The organism is Kitasatospora sp. NPDC088264, assembly GCF_040685715.1.
Lineage (GTDB): Bacteria > Actinomycetota > Actinomycetes > Streptomycetales > Streptomycetaceae > Kitasatospora.
Genome location: NZ_JBFBIR010000021.1, coordinates 65,525 through 87,840, shown reverse-complemented (window position 1 = coordinate 87,840; position 22,316 = coordinate 65,525). Strand labels below are relative to the sequence as shown.

General features: G+C 70.3%; 23 protein-coding genes. 14 read left to right on the top strand and 9 right to left on the bottom strand.

Annotation, left to right across the window (positions count from 1 at the left end; genetic code table 11):
• Positions 1-161: 161 nt before the first annotated feature.
• Entirely contained in the window at positions 162-875 is a 714-nt protein-coding gene (locus AB0O82_RS18900; protein WP_363585006.1) for a bifunctional DNA primase/polymerase, read from the top strand.
• Between the two features lie 546 nt (positions 876-1,421).
• Here AB0O82_RS18900 and AB0O82_RS18895 read toward each other — a convergent pair.
• The gene (locus tag AB0O82_RS18895) at positions 1,422-2,114 is read right to left on the bottom strand and encodes a metal-dependent transcriptional regulator (protein ID WP_350877579.1); all 693 of its coding nucleotides are present in this window, start codon (positions 2,112-2,114) and stop codon (positions 1,422-1,424) included.
• 222 nt (positions 2,115-2,336) lie between these two features.
• Here AB0O82_RS18895 and AB0O82_RS18890 point away from each other — a divergent pair, with 222 nt between their 5' ends.
• From AB0O82_RS18890 to AB0O82_RS18880, 3 genes are all read left to right on the top strand, one after another.
• Positions 2,337-3,101, top strand: a complete 765-nt coding sequence (locus AB0O82_RS18890) for a sugar isomerase domain-containing protein (RefSeq protein WP_363585004.1) — start codon at positions 2,337-2,339, stop codon at positions 3,099-3,101.
• Positions 3,102-3,321: 220 nt separating this feature from the next.
• Positions 3,322-4,230, top strand: a complete 909-nt coding sequence (locus AB0O82_RS18885) for a DUF4231 domain-containing protein (protein WP_363585002.1) — start codon at positions 3,322-3,324, stop codon at positions 4,228-4,230.
• Between the two features lie 23 nt (positions 4,231-4,253).
• Positions 4,254-5,108 carry an alpha/beta hydrolase gene (locus AB0O82_RS18880; RefSeq protein ID WP_363585072.1) on the top strand — a complete coding sequence of 285 codons (855 nt, stop codon included), beginning with the start codon at positions 4,254-4,256 and terminating at the stop codon, positions 5,106-5,108.
• Positions 5,109-5,112: 4 nt separating this feature from the next.
• Here the strand turns inward: AB0O82_RS18880 and AB0O82_RS18875 are convergent, their stop codons facing one another.
• The 3 genes from AB0O82_RS18875 to AB0O82_RS18865 form a co-directional block, all read right to left on the bottom strand.
• Positions 5,113-6,081, bottom strand: a complete 969-nt coding sequence (locus tag AB0O82_RS18875) for a D-glycerate dehydrogenase (RefSeq protein ID WP_363585000.1) — start codon at positions 6,079-6,081, stop codon at positions 5,113-5,115.
• 65 nt (positions 6,082-6,146) lie between these two features.
• Entirely contained in the window at positions 6,147-10,067 is a 3,921-nt protein-coding gene (gene fxsT, locus AB0O82_RS18870; protein ID WP_363585070.1) for an FxSxx-COOH system tetratricopeptide repeat protein, read from the bottom strand.
• Between the two features lie 83 nt (positions 10,068-10,150).
• Positions 10,151-11,530 (bottom strand): TIR-like protein FxsC, encoded by a 1,380-nt coding sequence (locus AB0O82_RS18865; protein WP_363584998.1) that lies wholly within the window; start codon positions 11,528-11,530, stop codon positions 10,151-10,153.
• 194 nt (positions 11,531-11,724) lie between these two features.
• On the opposite strand from AB0O82_RS18865, the gene AB0O82_RS18860 reads away from it, so the two are divergent.
• Positions 11,725-11,919 (top strand): DUF397 domain-containing protein, encoded by a 195-nt coding sequence (locus AB0O82_RS18860; protein ID WP_363584996.1) that lies wholly within the window; start codon positions 11,725-11,727, stop codon positions 11,917-11,919.
• A gap of 160 nt (positions 11,920-12,079) precedes the next feature.
• Here the strand turns inward: AB0O82_RS18860 and AB0O82_RS18855 are convergent, their stop codons facing one another.
• Positions 12,080-12,331 carry a hypothetical protein gene (locus AB0O82_RS18855; protein ID WP_363584994.1) on the bottom strand — a complete coding sequence of 84 codons (252 nt, stop codon included), beginning with the start codon at positions 12,329-12,331 and terminating at the stop codon, positions 12,080-12,082.
• Entirely contained in the window at positions 12,328-12,696 is a 369-nt protein-coding gene (locus AB0O82_RS18850) for an ATP-binding protein (RefSeq protein WP_063348181.1), read from the bottom strand. The genes AB0O82_RS18855 and AB0O82_RS18850 overlap by 4 nt, the downstream gene beginning before the upstream one ends.
• A 146-nt stretch (positions 12,697-12,842) precedes the next feature.
• On the opposite strand from AB0O82_RS18850, the gene AB0O82_RS18845 reads away from it, so the two are divergent.
• A complete protein-coding gene (locus AB0O82_RS18845; RefSeq protein ID WP_363584992.1) occupies positions 12,843-13,712 on the top strand; it encodes a helix-turn-helix transcriptional regulator in 870 nt (289 codons plus the stop codon).
• Between the two features lie 2 nt (positions 13,713-13,714).
• Positions 13,715-13,909 (top strand): DUF397 domain-containing protein, encoded by a 195-nt coding sequence (locus tag AB0O82_RS18840; RefSeq protein WP_363584990.1) that lies wholly within the window; start codon positions 13,715-13,717, stop codon positions 13,907-13,909.
• 49 nt (positions 13,910-13,958) lie between these two features.
• On the opposite strand, the gene AB0O82_RS18835 is transcribed toward AB0O82_RS18840, so the two are convergent.
• Positions 13,959-14,378: an NUDIX hydrolase gene (locus AB0O82_RS18835; RefSeq protein ID WP_363584988.1), complete on the bottom strand. Its 420-nt coding sequence runs from the start codon at positions 14,376-14,378 to the stop codon at positions 13,959-13,961.
• A 352-nt stretch (positions 14,379-14,730) separates the two neighbouring features.
• On the opposite strand from AB0O82_RS18835, the gene AB0O82_RS18830 reads away from it, so the two are divergent.
• The 7 genes from AB0O82_RS18830 (at position 14,731) to AB0O82_RS18800 (ending at position 20,118) form a co-directional block, all read left to right on the top strand.
• On the top strand, positions 14,731-14,943 hold the full coding sequence (locus tag AB0O82_RS18830) for a hypothetical protein (RefSeq protein WP_363584986.1): 213 nt from the start codon (positions 14,731-14,733) through the stop codon (positions 14,941-14,943).
• Complete coding sequence (locus tag AB0O82_RS18825; protein WP_363584984.1) at positions 14,927-15,442, top strand: DUF6879 family protein; 516 nt, start codon at positions 14,927-14,929, stop codon at positions 15,440-15,442. The genes AB0O82_RS18830 and AB0O82_RS18825 overlap by 17 nt, the downstream gene beginning before the upstream one ends.
• A complete protein-coding gene (locus AB0O82_RS18820) occupies positions 15,439-16,272 on the top strand; it encodes a helix-turn-helix transcriptional regulator (protein ID WP_363584982.1) in 834 nt (277 codons plus the stop codon). The genes AB0O82_RS18825 and AB0O82_RS18820 overlap by 4 nt, the downstream gene beginning before the upstream one ends.
• A gap of 100 nt (positions 16,273-16,372) precedes the next feature.
• The gene (locus AB0O82_RS18815; RefSeq protein ID WP_363584980.1) at positions 16,373-17,275 is read left to right on the top strand and encodes a phosphotransferase; all 903 of its coding nucleotides are present in this window, start codon (positions 16,373-16,375) and stop codon (positions 17,273-17,275) included.
• 34 nt (positions 17,276-17,309) lie between these two features.
• Positions 17,310-18,305, top strand: coding sequence for a nucleotidyltransferase domain-containing protein (locus AB0O82_RS18810; RefSeq protein ID WP_363584978.1), 996 nt, complete (start codon positions 17,310-17,312; stop codon positions 18,303-18,305).
• Positions 18,306-18,315: 10 nt separating this feature from the next.
• On the top strand, positions 18,316-18,990 hold the full coding sequence (locus AB0O82_RS18805) for a histidine phosphatase family protein (protein WP_363584977.1): 675 nt from the start codon (positions 18,316-18,318) through the stop codon (positions 18,988-18,990).
• A 9-nt stretch (positions 18,991-18,999) separates the two neighbouring features.
• Positions 19,000-20,118 (top strand): hypothetical protein, encoded by a 1,119-nt coding sequence (locus tag AB0O82_RS18800; RefSeq protein WP_363584975.1) that lies wholly within the window; start codon positions 19,000-19,002, stop codon positions 20,116-20,118.
• 137 nt (positions 20,119-20,255) lie between these two features.
• Here AB0O82_RS18800 and AB0O82_RS18795 read toward each other — a convergent pair whose 3' ends face one another.
• Both AB0O82_RS18795 and AB0O82_RS18790 read right to left on the bottom strand, forming a co-directional pair.
• Positions 20,256-21,491: a cytochrome P450 gene (locus tag AB0O82_RS18795; RefSeq protein WP_363584973.1), complete on the bottom strand. Its 1,236-nt coding sequence runs from the start codon at positions 21,489-21,491 to the stop codon at positions 20,256-20,258.
• Between the two features lie 305 nt (positions 21,492-21,796).
• Positions 21,797-22,279, bottom strand: a complete 483-nt coding sequence (locus AB0O82_RS18790) for a DUF6879 family protein (protein WP_363584971.1) — start codon at positions 22,277-22,279, stop codon at positions 21,797-21,799.
• Positions 22,280-22,316: the final 37 nt, after the last annotated feature.

The window sequence follows — 22,316 nt, the reverse complement described above, 5'->3', positions numbered from 1 at the left end:
CCCCCCACGCGCCCTGGGAAATGCTCCTGTGCGCCCCCACTGCGCCTGCCTCCGCCCGCCTCAACTCGGTCGAGTAACCGGTTCGGGTGACATTGCCGGTATACGCCCAACCGGCTTGCGCCGGGCCGTAACCAGCCTCACACACGGTAGTTGAGCAGCGTGTGGAAGACATCCCCGACTCCCCCGACCAGGGCAAGACCGCCGCACTGCCCCCGCTGCTCATCGAAGCCGTCGGCTACGCCGAGAACCGCCACTGGGAGGTCGCTCCCGGCGCCTGGCTGATCGACGGCGACGGGCCCGCCCGCTGCTCCTGCGGCGACCGGCGCTGCCTGCTGCCGGGGGCCCACCCGCTCGACGCGGACTGGGCCCGCAAGGCGAGCGCCGGGCCGGGGGCGGTGCGGCGCTGGTGGACCGAGCGGCCGCAGGCCTCGATCCTGCTGCCCACCGGCCGGTCCTTCGACGTCCTGGACGTCCCGGAGACGGCCGGCTGCCTGGCGCTGGCGCGGATGGAGCGGATGGACCTCCAGCTGGGCCCGGTCGCGGTGCTGCCCGCCTCGCCCGGCCGGATCGGCCGGCGGCTGCACTTCCTGGTGCTGCCCGGGGTCGCGGCCAAGCTGCCGGAGATGCTCCGCAAGCTCGGCTGGCCGCCCGGTCGGCTGGACCTGGTGGCCCGCGGCGAAGGGGACTGGACGGTCGCCCCGCCCTCCCGGATCGGCGGCACCGGCTACGCCCAGTGGGCCCGCTCCCCCTCGGCGCTCAACCGCTGGCTGCCCGACGCCGCCGAGCTGATCAGCCCGCTCGCGTACGCCTGCGGACGCGAGGCGCCCGCGGCCGCCCACCCCCAGCCCGCCCAGCCGGCGGCAGCGGTGCGCTGAACGGGCGCGGCAACGGTTCACCGCCGCGGTTCACCATCCTGGTTCACCACCCTGGTTCACCGTCTCGTGAACGGCCTCGTGAACCGCCCCGATTCACTGCCCCGATTCACCACCCCGTGAACGGCCGCCCTCCGCCTATCGGGTGAGGGCGCGCAGCGCGCGACACCCCGCGCCCGGCTGACGGGCCTTGTCTCCCACCGGAGGCGAGGCCCGTCACACGCATGTGCGGATAAGGCCTCCGTGTACCCGCTGACCATGGGCGAAAGCCCCCCGGACGAGTGACAACGCTCAAGGATTGCCATGATCGGCCGAGGGGAGGAATTGCGGTGCGAGGGGACGCCGGAGGGAGCGCTCGGACGGGGAAGCCGGGCGAGGCGGTGGAGGGGCCGGGAGGGAACGGAGGGGATGGGAGGGACGGAGGGGACAGGGAGGGAACGGGGAGGCGAAAGGGCCCGCTGCACGGGGAGCAGCGGGCCCTTCGCGTCGTTCCGGGAAGCACGTTCCCCGGGCCCGGAAGCGTTCCTCCGGGCCCGGGGGGCGCGTTCCTCAGGCCTGGGCGACGAAGACGTGCTGGGCGATGTCCTTGCCCAGCTCCGCCGCGTTCTCCCCGGTGCCGACCAGCACGCCGCCGACGCCGGCGCTGACCCGCACGGTGGAGCCCGGCCGGATCCCGGCCCGGCGCAGCGTGCGCATCAGTTCGCCGTCGGTCTGGATCGGCTCGCCGATCCGGCGGACCACCACGCTGGCGCCGCCGTCACCCGGCTTGACGGTGTCCAGCGGGACGAGCGCGGCGTCGAAGCCCTCGCCCTCGGCCTTGGCGTCGCCCAGCTCGTCCAGGCCCGGGATCGGGTTGCCGTACGGGGACTGGGTCGGGTGGCCGAGCATGGCGAGCACCTTGCGCTCGACCGTCTCGCTCATCACGTGCTCCCAGCGGCAGGCCTCCTCGTGGACCTGCTCCCACTCCAGTCCGATCACGTCGACGAGCAGGCACTCGGCGATGCGGTGCTTGCGCATGACGCGCACGGCGAGCCGGCGCCCGTCGTCGGTCAGTTCGAGGTGGCGGTCCCCCGCCACCTGCAACAACCCGTCGCGCTCCATCCGGCCGACCGTCTGGCTGACCGTCGGGCCGCTCTGCTCCAGTCGCTCGGCGATCCGGGCGCGCATCGGGACGATGCCTTCCTCCTCCAGCTCCAGGATGGTGCGAAGGTACATCTCAGTGGTGTCGATCAGCCCAGACATCGCCGCTGGCTCCGTTCTTCGGTGTCCTCACCGCCAATTCTGACGTACTGCACCGACAACCGGGCCCGCGCAAGGGCCCCGGGTCCCGGTTTTCGTTCCTGTTGACAGCGGTGCCGCCTGGGCGCCACGGTGCTCGCCGTAGCTTTCTCCACTGGCGGCCCGGACCCGACCGGCCCGCCCCACCCGGCCGGCTCCCCCACCGGCAGAGAGCGAAGGCAACAGATGAACGACCTGGTCGGCCGGTACTTCGACGCCGCGATCGCCCATCTCCAGCGGGTCCGGGAGGAGGAGGCCGACGCCATCGAGGCCGCCGCGGCGCTGCTCGCCGAGGCGATCACCGAGGGCCGCCGGGTGTTCACCTTCGGCGCCGGGCACTCCGCGCTGCCGGCCCAGGACGTGGTCTACCGGGCCGGCGGGCTGGTCCCGATGAACCTGTTGAACGTCCCCGGGATGGCGGGGGTGACGGTGATGCCCGCGCCGCTGGCCAGCGCGCTGGAGCGGGTGTCCGGCCTGGCCACCACCACCCTGGACCTGACCCCGGCCGCCTCCGGCGACCTGCTGTTCGTGATCTCGCTGTCCGGCCGCCAGGTGATGCCGGTCGAGCTGGCCCGGTACGCCCGGGACCGCGGCCTGAAGGTGATCGGCGTGACCTCGCTGGCGTACCCGGGCGAGGTGCCCCCGGCGCACCCGTCCGGCACGTACCTGAAGGACAACTGCGACGTGGTGCTGGACAGCAAGATCGCGGTCGGGGACGGCGAGCTGACCCACCCGGCCGCCGAGACCGCCTTCGGCCCGGTCTCCACCATCGTGACCAGCGCGCTCATGCAGGCCGTGGTCGCCTCGGCGGTCGGCCGGCTGGCCGACGCGGCGGCCGAGGGCACCGCCGCGGCCCCGCCGCTGTTCCGCTCCGGCAACGTCCCCGGCGGCACCGAGTGGAACGCCAAGCAGATGGCCGACAACGCCGACCGGATCCTCTACACCTACTGACGCCCACCGGTCGCGCCCACGGGCACGCCGGGCCACGCAGGGTGTCCGCCCGCCCACCGAACGTACCCGGGCCGGACAATCCACCGGGGCATCCCGGCCATTGCGGGCGGCCCGGGGGCGGGCCAGGCGTACCGGGAAGCCGCCCGGGGCAGGAGGGCGGTGCGACCGGAGCGACGGGTGGGGGCCGGACATGGCGTCTGGGGCGGGACGGACGGGGTGGGTGCGCGAGCGGGAACTGCTGCCCGGGTTCTTCTGGGCCGCCGACGCGGCCTCGCTGCGCGGCCAGCGGCGTTCGGTGCTGCTCTCCGCCTGGGAGCTGCTCCTGCTGGTGGCCGCCGCCGCGACCGGCTCGGCCGACGGCGAGCCGTGGGCCTGGCCGGCGGCCGCCGCCTACCTCGGCGCGATCGTCCTCGCGGTGGTGATCAGCCGGCAGAACCCGCAGGGGCTCTGGTACGAGGGCCGGGCCGCCGCCGAGTCGGTCAAGACGCTGGCCTGGAAGTTCGCCGTCCGGGCGGACGCCTACCAGCCGCCGCCGCACACCCTGCCGGACGCGGAGGGCCTGTACCGCGTCCAGCTCGGCGGGGTGCTGGGCGCCTTCCGGGACAGCCGGGTGGTCACGCCGGGCGCCGGGGCGGAGCTCGCCGGGATCACGGCGGCGATGCGCGACCTGCGCGAGCAGCCGCTCGCGGTGCGGCGCGAGGTGTACCTGCGGGAGCGGATCCAGGTGCAGCACGACTGGTACCGCGCCAAGTCCCGGTACTGCGCCCGGGCCGGAGCCCTGGCGGGGGTGCTGGGCGTGGTGCTCCCGGCGCTCGGGCTGGTGCTCGCGGTGCTGCGGGCGCTCGGCGCGTTCACCTACGACGCGTTGGGCACCGTCTCGGCGGTGGCCGCCTCGATCACCGCGTGGGCGCAGCTGCGCCAGTACCGCCCGCTGGCCGCCGCGTACGGGCTGGCCGCCGACGAGCTGGAGCTCATCCGGCGCCAACTGGCCCGGCTGGACGTGGAGTCGGCGGACGCCGAGGAGCTCTGGGCCCGGCTGGCCCGGGACGCCGAGGACGCGGTCTCCCGCGAGCACACCACCTGGCAGGCCCGCCGGGAGATCCGCACCACCACCGACCGGGACCACTGAGGAGGCCGCAGGTGTCGTTACGGATGGTCAAGGCCCCGGACGGTCGCGCCCTCGCCGTCGAATCCCTGGGCGACCCGCGCGGCCGCCCGGTGTTCCTGCTTCACGGCATGCCCGGCAGCCGGGTGGGCCCGCACCCGCGCAGCACCGTGCTGTACCGGCTGGGGGTGCGGCTGATCTCCTACGACCGGCCCGGCTACGGCGACTCGACCCGCCAGTTCGGCCGCCGGGTGAGCGCGGCGGCCGCCGACGTGCGGGCCATCGCGGACGACCTCAAGCTGGACGGCTTCGCGGTGCTCGGCCGCTCCGGCGGCGGCCCGCACGCGCTGGCCTGCGCGGCGCTGCTGCCGGAGCGGGTCAGCCGGGTGGCGGTGCTGGTCGGCCTGGCGCCGCGCAACGCGGCCGGCCTGGACTGGTACGCCGGGATGACCCCGTCGAACGTGCACGCCTACCAGGAGGCGGAGCGCGGGCACGGCCGGATCGCCGACGCGATGGAGTTCCGCTCCCGGCAGATCAAGGACGACCCGGTCCGGCTGCTGAACGGGCTGCGGCCCGAACTGTCGCCCGCCGACCGGGAGGTGGTGGCCGACAGCGGGCTGCGGCGGATGCTGCAGAGCAACTACCGGGAGGCGTTCCGGCACGGCGCGGACGGCTGGATCGACGACGTGCTGGCGTTCACCGCCGACTGGGGGTTCAAGGTCGAGGACATCGCGGTGCCGAGCTGGCTGTGGCACGGCACCGACGACCAGTTCTCCCCGGTCGAGCACTCCCGCTGGCTGGGCGACCACATCCCCGGCGCCGAGCTCTTCCTGGAGCCCGGCGCCGCGCACTTCGGCGCTTTCCGGGTGCTGACCACCGCCCTGGCCTGGGCGGCGGGCTGAGGCCTCAGGCCGTCACCGGGGTGACCGGCGCTCCCCCGCCCAGCACGGCCAGGACGTTGTCCACGGCCAGGCCGCCCATCGCCTGCCGGGTGGCGACGGTGGCACTGCCCAGGTGCGGGGCCAGGACGGCGCGTTCCTGGGCGAGCAGCGCGGACGGGACGGCCGGCTCGTGCTCGAAGTTGTCCACGGCGGCGGCGAACAGCGCGCCGGACTCCAGCGCGGCGGCCAGCGCCTCCTCGTCCACCACTCCGGCGGTCATGCTGACCACCACCGCCCCGCGCGGCAGCAGGGCGAGGCGGCGGGCGTCCAGCAGGTGCCGGGTGGCGGCGCTGAGCGGGGCGGTGACGACCAGCACCGTGGAGTGGGCGAGCAGGTCCTCCAGCGGCCGCCAGGTGGCGCCGTCGGCCTGCTCGGGCGGCAGCTCGCGGCGGTTGTGGTAGCTGACCGGCATGTCGAAGGCGCGGGCCCGGCGGGCCACCGCCTGCCCGATCCGGCCCATGCCGAGCACGCCCAGCGGGGTGCCGGCCAGCTCCATGCCGAGCAGGAAGTTCGGCGCCCAGGTCCAGGGGCTGCCGGAGCGCAGCAGGCGCTCGCCCTCGCCGAGGCGGCGGGTGGCGGCCAGCAGCAGCGCCCAGGCCATGTCGGCGGTGGCGGTGGTGAGCACGCCGGGGGTGTTGGAGACCAGCACGCCGCGTTCGGCGCAGGCGGCCAGGTCGATGTTGTGGTGCCCCACGGCGTGGTTGGCGACGATCTCCAGGGACGGCCCGGCCGCGTCCAGGAACTCGCCGTCGACCCGGTCGTCCAGGGTGGTGAGCACGGCACGGCGATCGCGAACGGCGGCCAGCAGGTCGGCCCGGGCCATCGCCTGGTCGGAGTCGTGGCAGGTGACGGTGTGGCGCGCGGTGAGCCGTTCGATCACCCCGGGCGCGAGGCGCCGGGTGACCAGGACCGGGGGCGGCGTCTGCTTGCTCATGGTCCCGCAGCGTACCCGCCGCCCCCGGCCGGAGGCCGTGCTCTCACCGGCGCCTGCACCGCCGCTTACACCGGCTGCGGCTCCAGGTCCCGGTTGATCCGCTTCCAGCCGCGCGCCGCGACCGTGTTGGGGTGCTCCTCGCCGAACTGCCGGATCAGCTCGCCGATCGCGCGGGCCCGCAGTTCGGCGGCCTGGGTGTGCCGACCGGCCGAGCGCAGGGTGATCGACAGGTTGGCCTCGCAGGCGACGGCGTCCGGGTGCCGGGGCGTGTAGCGCTCGCACAGGCCCTGGTAGGCGGCCCGGCCGAGTTCCTCGGCGAGGCCGATCTGGCCGTCGTCGCCGTAGGCGTTGGCCAGGTTGATCACCGCGTTGAGGGTGTACGGGTGGTCCGCTCCGACGGAGTCGGTCAGCCCCTCGACGGTGAGCCGGCCGCGTTCGATGGCGCCCTGGACGTCACCGCTGCCGCGCAGGTAGATGCCGAGGTTGTTGGCGCAGGCCAGGGTGAAGGGGTGTTCGTCGCCGAACAGGCGGCGGTGGCCTTCGAAGACGGTGGAGCAGAGGTCGCGGGCGGCCTCCTTGTCGCCGGAGGCGCTGTGGTCGGCGGCCAGGTTGAGCGCGCAGGCGAGCGCGTCGGGGGCGTCGGCGCCGTAGCGCTCCAGGTAGCGCTCGTAGGTCTCCTTGGTGATCCGGCGGGCTTCGGCGAGCGCGCCGATGCGGCGCAGTGAGACGGCCAGGGACTTGGCGTTGCGCAGGTTCTCCGGCAGGTCGGGGTCGAGGACGTCGCCGAGGTCGGAGGTGACTTCCTGGAGCAGGTCCACCGAGCCGCGGTAGTCGCCGAGTTCGCGCAGGTCGCGGGCGAGGTTGGACTTGGTGGAGAGGGTGTAGGGGTGCCGGGGGCCGAGGACGGCCGTGCGCCGGTCGAGGGTCTCCTGGTCGAGTTCGCGGGCGGCCTCGCTGTTGCCGACGAGCCGGTAGTCGATGGCCAGGTTGTTGGCCATCGAGAGCGTGCGCGGGTTGTCGTCGCCGAACAACTCGCGGAACTGGTCGAGGATTTCGCGGTCGAGGTCGAGTGCGGCCTGGAACCGTCCGAGTGCCCGGCGGTCGGCGCCGAGGGAGCCGGCCGTCATCAGGGTGTACGGGTGGTGCTCGCCGAGCAGGGCCCGCTGGCGTTCCAGGGTGTCCTCGTCCAGGGCCAGGGCTTCCGCGTAGTTGCCCTGGGAGCGCAGCACGTTGGCGAGTTGGAAGCGCAGCAGCAGGGTCTGCCGGTCGTTCTCGCCGAGCTTGTTGGTCCACTCGGTGTCCAGGGCGTGGCCGAGGTCGCGGGCGCGGTCGAGTTCGCCGCGCTTCCAGAGGTAGCGGACGCGGTCGATGAGCAGCTGGCGGGTGTCCGCCTCGTCGCAGTTGTGCGCCTTGGAGGGCGACAGGTGCGGCCAGATCTCGTCGAAGGCGGGCCAGTTGGCGGGGTCGTCGGTGTCGCCGAGGACCGGCCGGGCGCCGGTCAGGATGCGATGCACCTCGTGGACGGCGATCTCCTGTTCGTCGTCGGTCATCTCGGCCCGGATCACCGCCTGGACGAGCCGGTGCACCTGGAAGCTGTTGCTGCCGGCGTCGACCTTGGCCAGCGCGTACCGGCCGATCGCCTGGATCACCTTGCCCAGCATGAACTTGTCGCTGAGGTCGGCGTCGTACTTCACCAGCGCCCGGATCATCTGGTCGCTGTAGAAGAGGTTCATCGAGATCGGCTCGGGCGCGAAGAACGCGCAGAGCTGGAGGAGCCGGACGGCGGCCGGGGACTGCTGGCGCAGCCGGCCGATGGAGACGTTCCAGGTCGCGCCGACCGGGGTCGGGTAGTCGGCGGGGCGGGCGACGGCCAGCGCGCGGGCCGCCTCGGCGTGCAGTTGGGCGACGTAGGTCTCCACCGGGGTGCCGGTGGTGTCCAGCCAGGCGGCCGCGACCTCGACGGCGAGCGGCAGGTCGCCGACCGCCTCGGCGACCCGGTCGGCGTCCGGGCGGGACAGGCCGCGGGCTCGCCGGCACAGGTGCTCGACGCTCTCGCCGCGGGTGAAGACGTCCACCTCCAGCGCCTCGGCGTGCCCGGTCCAGGCCTGGTTCCGGGAGGTGACCAGGATGTGGCCGGAGCCGCCGGGGAAGAAGCGGCGGATCTCGGCCGGTTCGTCGGCGTTGTCGAAGATCAGCAGCCAGCGCGAGGTGGGCACGCCGCGGCGCAGCGCCTCCCGGGCGGCCTCGGCGGCTTCGGTGACGGAGTCGCCGACGCGCAGGCCGAGCCGGCGGGCGAGGTCGGCGAGGGCGGGGGCGACGAGTTCGGTCTGTTCGGCGTCGATCCACCAGACCAGGTCGTAGTCGGACATGAACCGGTGCGCGTACTCCAGCGCGACCTGGGTCTTGCCGACGCCGCCGAGCCCGTACAGCGTCTGGGGGGTGGGCAGGACGGCCGCCATGCCGCCGCGCAGCTGGTTGCGCAGTTGCTCCAGGACGGCGGCGCGGCCGGTGAAGGAGGGGTTGCGCGGCGGGACGTCCCACACGGTCGGCTTGCTGCCGGGGAAGCGCGGCCCGCCGCCGTTGGGCTCGGTCAGGACGACGTCGCCGCGGCCGAGGGCACGCAGCAGGGTCTGGACGGACTGCGTCTCGTCGCGGCCGACGAGGTCGACGGGGTTGCGGTTGCTGAAGGGTGCGGTGAGCCTGACGTCGCCGACGCGGACGGGGACGAGCTGGCGCCGGGTGCCGGCGGGGTCGGAGTTGACCACGGACTCCCACAGCGCCCGGGCCTGCGGGGAGCGCTGGTAGGCGGGCGAGAGCACGGCGACGGTCCGGTAGGCGGCGTCGATGCCGCGTTCGGTCTCCTCGCGCGTGTCGGTGCCGGCGCTGAGGTCGCGGGGCAGCACCCGGAAGCCGGCCCGGGTGAGCACGGACTCGATCCAGTCCGCCCACATCCGGTCCTCGGGGACGTAGGAGAGGTAGAGGTCGGCGGGGACGGACGGGCGGCGGCGGGTGAACGCGTCCACGTAGCGCAGCCGTAGTTCCTCGTCCATGACCGGCAGGGAGGTGACCTTGCGCCGGGTGATCATCGCGGTGAGCCGCTCGCAGGCGGCGAGCATCGAGGTGGGGGTGCCGGTCTGGTCGCCGAAGGTGGCGAGGATCTCCTCGTAGGCGTAGAACGGCCGGTACGGGATCTCCACCGAGCCCCAGTAGGAGGCGAGTTCCTCGCCGTTGAGGCCGGCCGGCAGCCCGTCGAAGCGGACCCGGGCGAGGGAGCGGCCGGCGTCGGCCTTCTCCTTCTCGCCCTCGTCGATGCGCATCGGGACGGGCAGGATGCGGATGCCGCGCTCGCGGTAGCGGTCGTGGATGTGCTGGGCGATCCGGGAGGCACCGTCGATGGACTGGTCGCTCAGGGTGAAGCAGACCACCAGGTCGTCGGGCATCTGGACGGTGCAGATCTCGGCGATGTCGGACAGTCCGGTGCGCGAGTCGATGAGCACGTAGTCGTACCGCTTGCTCATGTCGGCCTTGAGGGCGTCGAAGAACTGCCCGCCGTCGAAGCGGTCGTAGAAGATGTCCCAGTCCAGGTGGGTGACGGCCTCGGAGTAGTCCCGGTTGAACTGGCCGGCGGACAGGAAGTCCAGGCTGCCCCCGGTCGGGAACAGCGGCCAGGACAGCGACAGCGCGTGCGGGTGCACCCTGGCGAAGTCCAGGTGCCAGCCCTCGGCGTGCTCGACCGGGCGCAGGGCCTCCTCGCGGTACTCGGCGATCAGGTCCATCATCCCGGTCGTGCCGGCCAGCGAGGCCGGGTCGAGGAAGGGGTGGAAGAACTTGGCCAGGCCCGGCGCCTCCAGGTCCCAGTCCACGGTGAGCACCCGGTAGCCGTTGGCGGCCAGGATCCAGGCCGTGTTGGCGAGCGCCATGGTGCGCCCGGTGCCGCCCTTGTAGGAGTAGAAGGTGATGATCCGGCCGTTGCGGTCCTGCTCCACGGACCGTCGCTCGGCCTCCCGCTGGGCGGCCAGTTCGGCCACGGTGAGGCCCCCGACGCGGAAGTTCCTGGTGGGGTTCTCGCTCATCTGGGTCGTCCTCCCAAGGGCGCCATCCCGTCATCGGGGTCATCGCCGTCGTCACGGTCTGGGTGGTCGTCGGGTCCGGAGCCGTCCTGCCCGAAGGGGGCGTCGCGGCCGAACGGGGCCGCGCCCGGGCCGCGCCGGAAGGCGTCCCGCAGGTTCGGGCGGGGCGGCGGCGGATCCTCCGGCTCGGCCCTGGTGCGGCCCTCGAAGGCGTACTTGGCCTTCATGGCGGCCCGGGGCAGCGCGTCGTCGAAGTCCTCCAGGGTGTTCAGCCCGGTCGGGCCGGTCACGCCGAGGAAGCTGGGGCGGCTCGCCCGCCGGGTGATGCGCAGCGCCTGGTCGCTCAACTCTCCGAGGTCGCCGCCGCGTTCCTCGCACTCGGGGTCCTCGGTGTTCCACGGCTCCAGGACGCTCACCCAGGTGGCGTCCGAGCGGTCGAAGCGGCGGACGAGCTCCCGGCGGTCCGGGTCGCGCAGCGCCCACCGGTCGAGCAGGAGCAGGCCGGGGGCTGCCGCCTCCCCCTCGATGATGGACTCGACCTCGTCGTCGAACTCGTGCACGGTCGGCTGGAACCCCAACTGCCGGGCCAGCCGCACCGCGTGCTGGGCGATCGGCGAGCCGGCCGGGCGATAGGGGTGCCAGTCGGTGCGCCGGGTGCCGTAGAAGTCGGGATTGCGGTCGGGCGGCAACTCGCCCTGATGGTAGGAGAGTACGGAGATCCGCAGCTGCTTGGTCGGCGCGCTCACGTCGAAGGCACTGGGCAGGCCGTTGAAGTCCAGCCGCCGCCCGACCGGGATCACCGTCTCCTCCGCCACCTGCACGATCCGCGCCGCCAGCCGGTGCACGGCCAGCTCGTAGGCGGAGCGGAAGTAGGTGAGCTTCATCAGCGCGTACAGGCCCTCGGTGGCGTAGTCCGGCCCGAAACTGGCGTGGTTGAACTGGAGTTCACTGGCCACCTTGGGCAGCCGGTAGCGACTCATCGGCGCCCACAGCACCGGCACGATGCCACTGGTGCGCTCCGCGTCGATCGTCGCCGGGTACACCGGGCGGCGGGTGAAGGCGTGCCACTCCTGCCCGCACGGGACGCTGTTGAAGTACCGGGGCGAGTACAGCGGTACGAACACCCGGCAGGTCGCCAGCTCCTCCGACAGCCGCTCCGCCCACAACTCCCCCTGGTGCATGGACTCGTCCATGAAGCCGACCGGCACCCCGGCCGGGACCGTGGTCAGTTGCAGCACCGCCTCGCACAGGTCCCGGTACAGCTGGCGCACCCAGTGGTTCGGATCACCGGCGCCGCGCGTGCCGGCCTTCGGGGTGTGCGCGTAGGAGAGGAAGAAGTACGGCCGGGCATCGTCCTCGTCCCAGCCACGGTCGTTCACACGCGCCTCCCCCGGGCCCGTCGGCAACCTGGTTCCCGCAGCCCCCGTGCGGCGGGGTCTCAGTGTAGGAACGACTGAGGACCCAAGGGAATAGCACAACGAGTCGTACGAATTGACATGACCGAAACGACGCGGCTGTGCGCCCGCTTATCGTGGCTCCAGCACGTCCGCCACGGAGTACAAGGAAGGTAGCCATGGAGCACCTCAACTGGCAGCAGCCGAGCTTCAGCAGCGATCAGGCGAACTGCCTCGAAATCGCGTCCGACGGCGACCTCGTCTACCTCCGCGAGTCCGACAACCCCACCCACATCGTCACCACCACCCGCACCAAGCTCAACGCCTGGCTCCTCGGCGCCAAGGCCGGCGAGTTCGACCACTTCATCGCCTGACCTCCACGGCCGGGCATGGCGCGGGCCCGCCTGGAGAAGGCGGGCCCGCGTGCCATGCATGGCACCTACGTCCGATCCCGTCGATCCCGAAGCCGCTCGGACCGGGCCTGGCACACACCGCCGACGGCGGCGGCCAGCAGGATCAGGACCAGCATGCCCGTCACGCCCGGCCCCGCCGGCGCTTGAACTCGCGCAGCAGAGCCAGCAGGTTGATCAAGGTGCTGGCCGGGATGTTGCCGATGGAGACCAGGGCGCGGCCGTTCAGATCGGTCTCGCCGGACTGGGCGGACGGCCAGAGGAGGCCGAACTCCCGCCCCTCTGTACGGAGATCGATGATCAGTTCGGTGATCTGCCGCCCGGTAAGCTGCCGCAGGGCCGGGTCGGCGGGGTGGATCGGGTGGTGGGCGATCACGCGGCGCCGTCCAGCTCGAACCAAACGCGCTTGCCGAGCTTCTGCGGCTCCGCACCCCAGCGGTGCATGAGCCCCTCCACCAGCATCAACCCCCGCCCGGACTGGGCGAACGGGTCGGGCTTCCGCTGCTCGGGCAGCACGGGACTGCGGTCCGCGACGGTGACGCGGAGCGTCCCGTGGACGACGGCGACCAGGACGACGGGCGCGGCGGTCAACCCGTGCCGCCAGGCGTTCACCACCAGCTCCACGAGAGCGAGTTCGGCATCCCCGATGGAGGAATTGGGGTACCCGGCGCGCGCCATGGTGTCGCGCAACGCCTCGCGAGAGACGGTGAGGGAGGGGGAGTTGAGGTTGGGGTCACACATGGGGAATCTCCCAGCGGTGCAAAGTGATTGGTGAGTGGACTGTAGGGCCAATCACCACAATCCTGCAACACTCTCCGCATCTAGATCTACACTTTCAGTAGGCGGCCTACTCGTTGGCCGAACTACTGCACGAGAAGGGCACGTGCATGGGATTCAGGACCGCAATCAGCGAACGACAGCGTCGACTTGGCGATGAGCTGCGGCGTCTCCGCACCAGCGCAGGCATGTCCCTTCCAGAACTCGGCGAGCTGGTCGGCATGAAGGGACCAGCCGTCAGCCACACCGAGTCGGGCAGGCTTGGTATCAATCCTGAGCGATTGGCCCTCTGGCTCGACGCCTGCCATGCCAACGATCCCGAGTATCGAGCAGGCCTTCTCGCCATGGGCCAGAGCAACGGCAAGGGCTGGTGGACCGACTACCGGCCCTACGTTCCAACGTCAGCCCTCGATCTCGCCGAGTTCGAACACGGCGCTACCCGCCTGGACACATACGAGACACTACTGATCCCTGGCCTGCTCCAGACCAAGGGCTACAGCGAGGTCATCCTCGAATACGCGCAGAAGACGGTCGAGTTCCGACAGTCGCGGCAACGCATCCTGAGCGTCGAGAACGGGACGCCATTTCATGCCGTGATCCACGAGGCTGCGCTACGAACGATGTACGGCGGACCTACCGTCATGCGTGACCAGCTGAACCACCTGGCCGAGGTCGGCAAGCTGCCTCACGTCACCATCCAGATCCTGCCGTTCGACTGCACCGTGTTCGCCTCGGCCGACACCCCGTTCATGCTGCTTCACGGCCGACACTCCAAGCTCGACACCGTCTTGATGGAACAGCCCCAGGGCTCACCATTCCTTGGCGAGCCCGAAGCAGTAGCCTCGTTCCGGCGACAGTTCGAACGACTCAAAGGCCTGGCACTCCCGCCTCTGACGGCCAGCGCATCCGAGCTATCGCCCTCATATCGCGACTCATGGGGCTTGCTCCAGCACATTCGGTACGCAGTACAGGGAAGGTAAGCATGGAACAGCTCAACTGGCAGAAGTCGAGCTTCAGTGGGGAGCAGACCAACTGCATCGAGGTCGCTTCCGAGGGTGAGCTGGTCTACATCCGCGAGTCCGACGACCCCGCCCACATCGTCACCACCACCCGCACCAAGCTCAACGCCTGGCTCCTCGGCGCCAAGGCCGGCGAGTTCGACCACTTCACCGCCTGACCCACACAGCGCAGAAGGGCGGCTCCCGCGAACTCGCGGGAGCCGCCGCCTACCGATCGGCGCTGAGCGCGGTATCGAGATACTCCTGCACCGGCTCGAACAGCCCGTACGGCACGTACTCGGGGATCTCGGCGAGAGCCACCCACGCGAGCTGGTCCAGCTCCTCCGTGTCGACCACCTCGGCGGTGCCGCTGACGACGTCACAGGCCGTGTACGACATCAGTCGGCCGGTCTTCGGGTGCACGCGCTCACCCAGGAGCTTGATCGCGGCCACACCGAGCCCGGTCTCCTCCGCCGTCTCTCGGACAGCCGCCAGCTCGGGCGACTCGCCGGACTCGATCTCACCAGCCGGGAACTGCCACGAGAGCTGGCCCTCGCTGACCCACCGCCGGACCATCAGGACGCGGCCTTCGTGGGCCACGATCGCGGCGGCGATTCCCGGGCGTTCCTCGGCAGTCTGCTGTGTCACGTCTGCTCCTCCAGCGCGGCCAGGACGGGTGGAAAGATCGTATCGGCGCGATGAAGCGGGTCACCTTCTCTCGCCGACACCAGTGCCGAGACGATCTTCTCCAAGCGCTTTCTGGAGCACATCAGCTCCAGGGCTCGGCCGGGCCTCTGATGATGACGGACTTCAGCCGGACCAGCGGTTGCCCCTCGCAAGGAGCCGCCGGTCAACAGCTCCCCGGAGCGTCAGAGCGGGAGACCCCCGGCAAGATTCTTATTCCAGATCAGGAATATGCCCGATACGGCTTGGACAGGCGCCGCAGCCGGCCTTAGCGTCGTTGATGGGTTGGGAGGCACTCGACCTGGAAGGGGTCAGCATGGCTGAGTACCCGCAACTGCTGCGTCTTACCGGCAAGTTCAACGGCCCGAACTGCGACGATGACGACTGCCCGAACGTGTACGCCACCGACCGAGGGACGTTCGTGGTCCAGGGCGACCACTTCACGGCCCTGAAGGTGCCCACCGGGGAGTCCGCCGTCGAGATTCCCCGACACGTCCTGGAGGAGGCCATCCGTGCTCTTGGATGGTGACCAGTGGCGCGCTCACTTCGACAGCTACCAGCACGAAGCGTTCCGGTTCGAGGCGCAGCCCGCCTACACCATGCCCAGGGAAGCAGAGAGCCTGGCCCGCTTTCTGCGCGGCGAGCCGACGCCGGTCGATCACAACGCGGCGTGGCACCGGAGGGTGCACGGCTTCGTCTCCTCGGGGCGGACGATCGGCCGCGTCCGGGTGGTGCGCCGCCCCCTCACGGACTACCAGCGGTACCAGTTCGCCTGGGGCATCCCCGGCAACATCGCCGCCGGGGAAGACATTCGAATCCTGGACGCCACTGAAGGGAACTTCGGTATCCCCGACCAGGACTGGTGGCTGTTCGATGACACCTCGGCGGTCCACCTGAACTTCCGACCTGACGGCACCCAGATCAACCGGGAGCTGGTCAGCGGCGACATGCGCCGCCACCGCGAGTGGAAAAGAATCGCCCTGGCTCACTCCGTGCCGTTTTCCGAATATCTGAAAGAGCTCGGGTGACGCTCGATCCAGATCAGCTCGGCCGGTCGAAGTCCGATCTGGCCAAAACGCTCAGAAGGCTCCGCCTGGAAGCCGGTCTCACAGGAGACCGGCTTTCGGTGCGTTGTGGCATCTCCCAGAGCAAGATCAGTAAGATCGAGACCGGAAAACTGACCCCGACCCTCGTCGATGTGGAGCGCATCCTCAGGGCTCTTGGGGCTCCGGCCGCCCTCGTCCGGGAAGTATCCTCGCTGGCTCGTACGGCCAATACCGAGTGGCAGGACAAGCGAACCTCATGGCGCCGGGGCATCGAAAAGCGACAGGCGGAGCTGGCGTCGCTGGAGTCGGACGCGACAGAGCTGCGATATTTCCTGCCGGCAATGATCACAGGCCTCCTGGCCACGCCCGAGTACATTCGGGCCAGCTTGAGCCACTCCCCCGGCGACAGGGCGATCATCGTGGGCCGCAAGCTGGAACGCCAGGTGGCTCTCTACGACGAATCAAAGTCATTCACGTTCCTGCTCACGGAGCAGGCGGTGAAGTGGGCACTGCTTCCTCCTCAGGCAATGGCCGTCCAGATTGACCGCCTTGCATCGCTCACCCATCTGCCGTCCGTTCGAATCGGCGTGATTCCATATGGGACACTTATTACTCGCGGACCAATGAACACGTTCACGGTGTACGACGACCGCCTCGCCACTGTGGAGTCGTTCACCGGCCGTCTCGCATTTCGCGATCACCGGGACATCCAGCGCTATCGTGAAATTTTCTCGATATTCGAAGAATCCGCCCTCTTCGGCGACGAGGCCAGGGGGCGGCTCAGCGAATGGTCGATGATTTACCGTGGGTGATATTTATTCACTGACGGGAATATCGTTGTCCGGCCTGCTCGAACCCTCCTAGTCTGGACGCCTGCGCTACGGCGACTCGGTACGGCAGAAGGACGGGCCGATGAACACCTGGGAGTTCGTGAAGGACCGGACCGCCACCCGGGGTGCGGTCTGGAGATCGGCTGACGGCTCGCTCTACAAGCGGACCGGCGGAGAGGACTTGCGGGCGGAAGTCGAGTTCCAGCAGCTGGCCGCCGGACTTGGATACCCCGTACCTGCGATTGTCGACAGCGGATTCGAAGGCGGAAGTTACTTCGCCATCGAACGCACCGTCGGCAACAGCTCACTGCACGAGGACGCCCTGGCCGACACTCAGCGGGCCGGACAGGTCGGCGACCACGTGATCAGCACCGCGGCCGCCGTCGCCTCGAAGCTCCTACAGGCCCAGGCGAGGCACCCTCTGCCCTCGACCCCGTGGTTCGAGAAGGCGGCCTTCGCAGCGGCCGTCTTCGAGGAGAACCCGGACTTCGACACGCCGCGGGTCCACCAGGCCGTCGAGCACGCCCTCGACCGGCTGTCCCGACTCCCCATCGTGCACGGGCACTTGGACTACGGTCTGCCCAACATCCTCACGGCCGGGATCATCGACTGGCAGCACCACGGACCGATCCCGTTCGGCTACGACGTGTACCCGGCGCTCGACATCGTGGCCTTCAAAGGTGGAGGCAAGGGCTACACCATCACCTCGGAGCAGCGCGCCACGTACACCGTCGCACTCGACCGGACCAGCACGTCCCTGATCGGCCGGCGGGTGAGCGATCACCTGGGCGACTTCCTGCTCGTCAAGTGCTTCTTCTTCCTCGCCCTCATGCGGCCCACTCACCCCGCAGGGCATGACAAGCACATCAAGTGGCAGTACCGCCGCGCCCTCTTCTCGATGGGACTTGAGCAGTATGAGTCGTCCACCACGATCGACACCGGAGCCTTCCCCGCTCTGGAGCAGTTCGCCGCTGAACACCGGTAGGCCGGTCCCCATCGTCCGCGACCGTGACTACCTGATGGATCACCACGGCGTCGTCTTCAAGGTCATCGGGGACAGCCACCCCGGCAGCCACTACCTGGGCTACGTCAAGTACCACCCGGACGAGAAGGGGGACCGGCGGGTGTTCGGCCGGACCTACCGGCAGAACAGTGTCGTGTCGAAATCCTTCGGCATCCTTGCCGACCGACCGGAGTGCTACGTCTACTCCGACGCCCTCGGCTGCGTCATCACGGGCATTCCGCGCGAGGACGTCGCCGTCCACTACTCGTGCCGCCAGGCCCTCTCTGCCATCCATGAGGAACCCGGATCGGTCGCCGACAATCCGGCAGGCAAGGACCTCCTGGCGATCACCGAGTGGGTCGCCACGAACGGCGCCCGGGATCTCCTGGGTGTCACCGGGTCCTTTCTCGTCGGCTGTTTCAACGAACGCTCGGACATCGACCTCGTCTGCTACGGGCCGGAGGGCTACGAGGCCGCCCAGGACCTGTTCCAGCAGACCGCTCTGATCAAGCCCTACGACGGAGACGACCTGACCCGGCTGTACATCCGCCGGGCCAAGTACATGGAGGGCAGCTCCTTCGAGGCCCTCATCAAGCAGGAACGCCGAAAGCTCCAGGGGCTCACCTCCAGCTCCGGCGCGCACATCAACTGCGAACCCATCCGCTCCGACCGCGACAGACCCTTCTCCCGCATCTCCTCCAAGGAGATCGGAGAGATCTCCCTCCTCGCGAGAATCACCGACCACGCCGAAGGCCTCACCACCCCGGCGCTCTATGGGATCAAGGTCAGGACCATCCTGAGCTCGACCATCGACGAGCCCGACTCCTTCGCCCGCCGGATCACCCACATGCGTTCCTACCTCGGCGCCTACACCGGCGCGTTCCGATCCGGAGACACCGTGCACCTGTCCGGCAAACTCGTCCACTCCCAGGACGGCGACCGCAGCAGCTTCGGCATCGAGCTCACCCCCTGGACCGTCAGCGGCTCCTACGTCGCCAACCTCGCCGCGTAGGCGCCGCGCGGTGGCCCTGCTCGTCATCCGGCACGCCGAGTCCGTCGAGAACGCCGACAAGTACCACGGCTTCTACCAGGACCCGCGCCCTTGCATCGGAGCCGTCGCCCACACCATCTCCCGCACGATCGTCGGCCTCACCCCGCACGGTTTCCGGCAGGCCCAGTGGCTCGCCGGCATCCTGCCGAAGCTCGCCGGCCCCACGCCACGCGTCTACACGTCGACCTACCGCAGGACGATCGACACCGCCGCGATCGCCCTGCCCGACATCCCCGACGGCTGGCCCCAGCAGACCACGCTCCTCGACGAGCAGCACTACGGCGACGCCACCTACATGACCAAGCGTGAGCTGAACGACAGCTACCCCGAACTCGCCGAGGACCGCCGCCTGCGCAAGCACCTCTGGACCGCACCGGGTGGCGGCGAGTCGCTCGCCGAAGGCGTACTCAACCGGGCCACCGAGTTCGCCGCCCTCGCCCAGGCCGAACTCCAGGAATCGAGCACCATCGTCGCCTTCACCCACCAGACCGCCGCAGTGGCACTCCGCTCCCTACTCGAAGCCTGCACCCTGCCCGAGATCCTCGCCGAGGAGCGGAAGGGCAAGATGCCCAACGCCGCGATCCTCCACTACGAACTGCGAGACGGCCGGTTCACCCAGACGCGAACCACGACCCCGCCGATCTAGGAGGAGTCCGTGCGACACCTGTTCCTCAACGGCCCTGTCCAGAACGGGACCTTCATCTTCGGCACCCGCCCCGGCAAGGCCGTCGGCATCCGCCTCGCCGCCGCCCTCAACGCCATCCTCGGCTCACCGCCCGCACCCCACCTGTGGAACACCGCCACCCTCGCCGGAGACCTCCGCCACCGCGAGGCTGAGGGGCCGAAGATCCCCCGTCAGCGCTTTGAGGCCGACCTCATCGCGAGCAAGTACGCGCCGGGGCAGTCTCCGGCAGGCGGCATCATGACCGACACCGACACTGAGGTCGCAAGCCTCGCCCTGGAGATGATCGAGAACAACCTCCGCGCCGGCACCCTGACCATCAGCCGTGAGACCGTTCCCACCTGCCGGGCCTGCGGCCACATGACCGGTACCGGTGGCCGCCCCTGCAACGCCTGCGGCAGCACCGACACCCGGGACCGCACAAGCCTTCACCTTGTCGCCGAACTCGCCAAGGACCGCCCCATCCTCGACCGCTCGGACATCCACGCCAGTCACCGACAGCAGCCCAGACACCTTCAGGGCACCGTCGGCAAGGTTCCAGGGCGCCTGATCCTCTCCCGTACCCGCGACCACGGCATCGACCTGTCGCCAGTCGGTCTCGACCGCCTCGTGCTCGACCCGCGCGCCGGCATCCATGCCACCGTCCTCGCCGCAGCCCGAAGGCACCGGGCGGAGGTGGCCGTCATGGCCACCACCCAGAATGCCGCCAACCACATCGCCGCCCACGGCCTGCACTTCCGCGAACACGACGGCATCCGCCTCCGCTATGCCCTCCACGGACACCTGCCCTACAACCACACGGCAGATCTTCAACCGCTCCACGACGCATACCGAGCCACCCCGGCGATCAAGGAGAGCTTCGAAGCCTGGTTCCTCCCCCTCTTCTCCCTGCAGGCCAAGGCCGCAACCCGGCCCGAGCAGTTGCCGGCAATCTTCAGGCACTACATGCGGGCGCACCTGGCCAGACCGGCTGCAGCCGACGAAGAGATGATCGAGGCCCTACGGTGCTCAGTCGAAGCCGGCAATACGGAATGGATCACTCGGAAACGCGTGCTGGCCGCCGCGATGACAGCTTGTGAGGCCACTGTGTAGAAGCATCCGGCCCTGCATAGGAAGTCGGGCCCACCGACTTCCTATGCACAGGGAGGCTCGACAGGAACGTCGCCGCCTTCGACGGAAGGGCGGCTCCCGCGAACTCGCGGGAGCCGCCCTTCCCCCAGGTGCCGCCGTCACTCTGCGGTGGGCCTCGGGACGATCCAGAGCTCGGCCGGGCCGCTGATGATGACGGACTCCAGGCGGGCCGGCGTCGGGCTGGCCGGGTCCAGGACACTGCCGGGGTAGGCGCCGAAGAGGCCGCCCAGGGCCACTTCGGCCTCCAGCCGGGCCAGGGGTGCGCCGAGGCAGAAGTGCGGGCCGTAGCCGAAGGACAGGTGCTCCTTGTCGGGGCGGGTCGGGTCGAAGTCGTCCGGCCGGTCCGGGTGGACCTCCGGGTCCCGGCCGGCCGCGCCGAATCCGAGCAGGATCGGCTCGCCCTGCCGGATGACCACGCCCTCGCCGAGGTCGATGTCCTCCAGCGGGTAGCGAAGCGGGATGTGCATCACCGGGCTCTCGTGGCGCAGGGTCTCCTCGATGACGTCCTCCCACGCGAGGGCGCCCTCGCGGACCTGGGCCAGGTAGCGGGGGTGGGTGAGGAGCGCCTGGACGGCGCTGGTGATGAGGTTGACCGCCGTCTCGTACCCGGCGCCGAGCATCAGGAAGAGCTCGTCGCGGGACTCCTCCTCGGCGCGGCCCGTGTCGCCGCCGGTGCTGACGGCGGCCACGTCGCTGGCGAGGTCGGGCCCGGGGTCGCGCCGTTTGAGCTCCAGCAGTTCGACCAGCACCACGTTGATCTCCGCCCGCGCGAGCGTCATCTGCTCGGTCGTCGCCGTCGTCGTCAGCAGGGTGTCCATCGACCGGCCGATCTGCGGCCGCATGTCGGCGGGTACGCCGAAGAGGTCGCAGATCACCGTCATGGTGAGCGGGAGCGAGAGGGCCCGGCGGATGTCCACGGCCTCGCCGGGGGCGAGGTCACGGAACGCGCCGACCAGGGCGGTGGTCGTCGCCTCGATCCCGGGCCGCAGCGCGGACACCCGGCGGGGCGAGAACGAGGGCGCCATCCGTCGTCGTGCCGAGCGGTGTTCGTCGCCGTAGCGGTTGAAGAAGTTCTGCTGGAACGCGATCGGGCCCATCGGCCACCCCTCGGGCACCGCGGCCAGGCCGGGCCAGTGCTTGCGCGGGTCGCGGGAGACCCGCGGATCGCCGGTCAGAGCGCGGATCACCGAGCTGCGGGTCACGGACCAGGCGATGATGCCGCCGGGGAGTTCGACCCGCACGGCGGGCCCGGCGGCGCGGAGCTCCGCGTTCTGCTGGTGCAGGGCCCGGGCGGTCATGTCCAGCACCGGGCAGCCGTTGTCGTCTGGAGCCATGGCATTGCTCCTCAGGATCTCTCGGGGGTGCCCCGGCAGTCCGTGCCGCGACACGTCCTGCCGTGTCCGGGGCCTGTGCTCCGTTCTAGAGCGGCGCGGAGCGGTCGTCAACGGGCCGGGACGGTGTTACCAGGATCATCCAGTCAGACGGACTGTGCACCGTCTACACCGACGGTCACGCCGAACCGGCCCAGGTCCGGCCTCCCCTCCTCCCCCACCACCAGGCCGGCTCGCTTGCGCAGCTCTCGCAGCTTCTTCCCCAGCTCGGACTTGGACTGTCCGAGCCGTTCCGGATCCAGAGACACTCAGCCGCTTGCTCTCACGTACTCCGAGAAAGGAACCGACTCGGATACGGCCAAGCGCTTCCACTCGACGAATCGGATCGGGTCGCCGTCGAACACCTCGCGACTGATCTGCGTCCCGTCCGGGCGGTAGTTCATCGGGACCACCCTGGACTCGTCGAACATCCAGAAATCCTGATCCGGTAAGCCCGGATTCTCGCGGCCGGTCAGGTCGAGAATCCGGATGTCCTCGCCGGCCGCGACGTTGTGGACATAGTGCGCGAACTCGAAACGGAGGTAGTCCGTCAGGGGCCGGGTGATCACGTGATCGCGCCGAACAGCTCCGTCGCCACCGAACCTGCTGCGAGGGTCGCACAAGAAGTCGGCCCCACCGACTTCTTGCGCAACACCGCATCCGTCGGCCCGCGTCCCAGGTGTCCTGGGACGCGGGCCGACGTCATGACCGGGCCGGGCCTGTGCGGAGAGCGCAGGCCCAGCCCTCTCCACAGGTAGGCGCGTCCTTGTGCGTAGGAAGTCGGTGAGG

Coding starts and splice junctions, on each gene's coding strand:
- AB0O82_RS18895 (WP_350877579.1), bottom strand. CDS start 2,114: ATGTCTGGGCTGATCGACACCACTGAGATGTACCTTCGCACCATCCTG.
- AB0O82_RS18890 (WP_363585004.1), top strand. CDS start 2,337: ATGAACGACCTGGTCGGCCGGTACTTCGACGCCGCGATCGCCCATCTC.
- AB0O82_RS18880 (WP_363585072.1), top strand. CDS start 4,254: ATGGTCAAGGCCCCGGACGGTCGCGCCCTCGCCGTCGAATCCCTGGGC.
- AB0O82_RS18875 (WP_363585000.1), bottom strand. CDS start 6,081: ATGAGCAAGCAGACGCCGCCCCCGGTCCTGGTCACCCGGCGCCTCGCG.
- AB0O82_RS18860 (WP_363584996.1), top strand. CDS start 11,725: ATGGAGCACCTCAACTGGCAGCAGCCGAGCTTCAGCAGCGATCAGGCG.
- AB0O82_RS18850 (WP_063348181.1), bottom strand. CDS start 12,696: ATGTGTGACCCCAACCTCAACTCCCCCTCCCTCACCGTCTCTCGCGAG.
- AB0O82_RS18845 (WP_363584992.1), top strand. CDS start 12,843: ATGGGATTCAGGACCGCAATCAGCGAACGACAGCGTCGACTTGGCGAT.
- AB0O82_RS18840 (WP_363584990.1), top strand. CDS start 13,715: ATGGAACAGCTCAACTGGCAGAAGTCGAGCTTCAGTGGGGAGCAGACC.
- AB0O82_RS18830 (WP_363584986.1), top strand. CDS start 14,731: ATGGCTGAGTACCCGCAACTGCTGCGTCTTACCGGCAAGTTCAACGGC.
- AB0O82_RS18815 (WP_363584980.1), top strand. CDS start 16,373: ATGAACACCTGGGAGTTCGTGAAGGACCGGACCGCCACCCGGGGTGCG.
- AB0O82_RS18810 (WP_363584978.1), top strand. CDS start 17,310: ATGGATCACCACGGCGTCGTCTTCAAGGTCATCGGGGACAGCCACCCC.
- AB0O82_RS18795 (WP_363584973.1), bottom strand. CDS start 21,491: ATGGCTCCAGACGACAACGGCTGCCCGGTGCTGGACATGACCGCCCGG.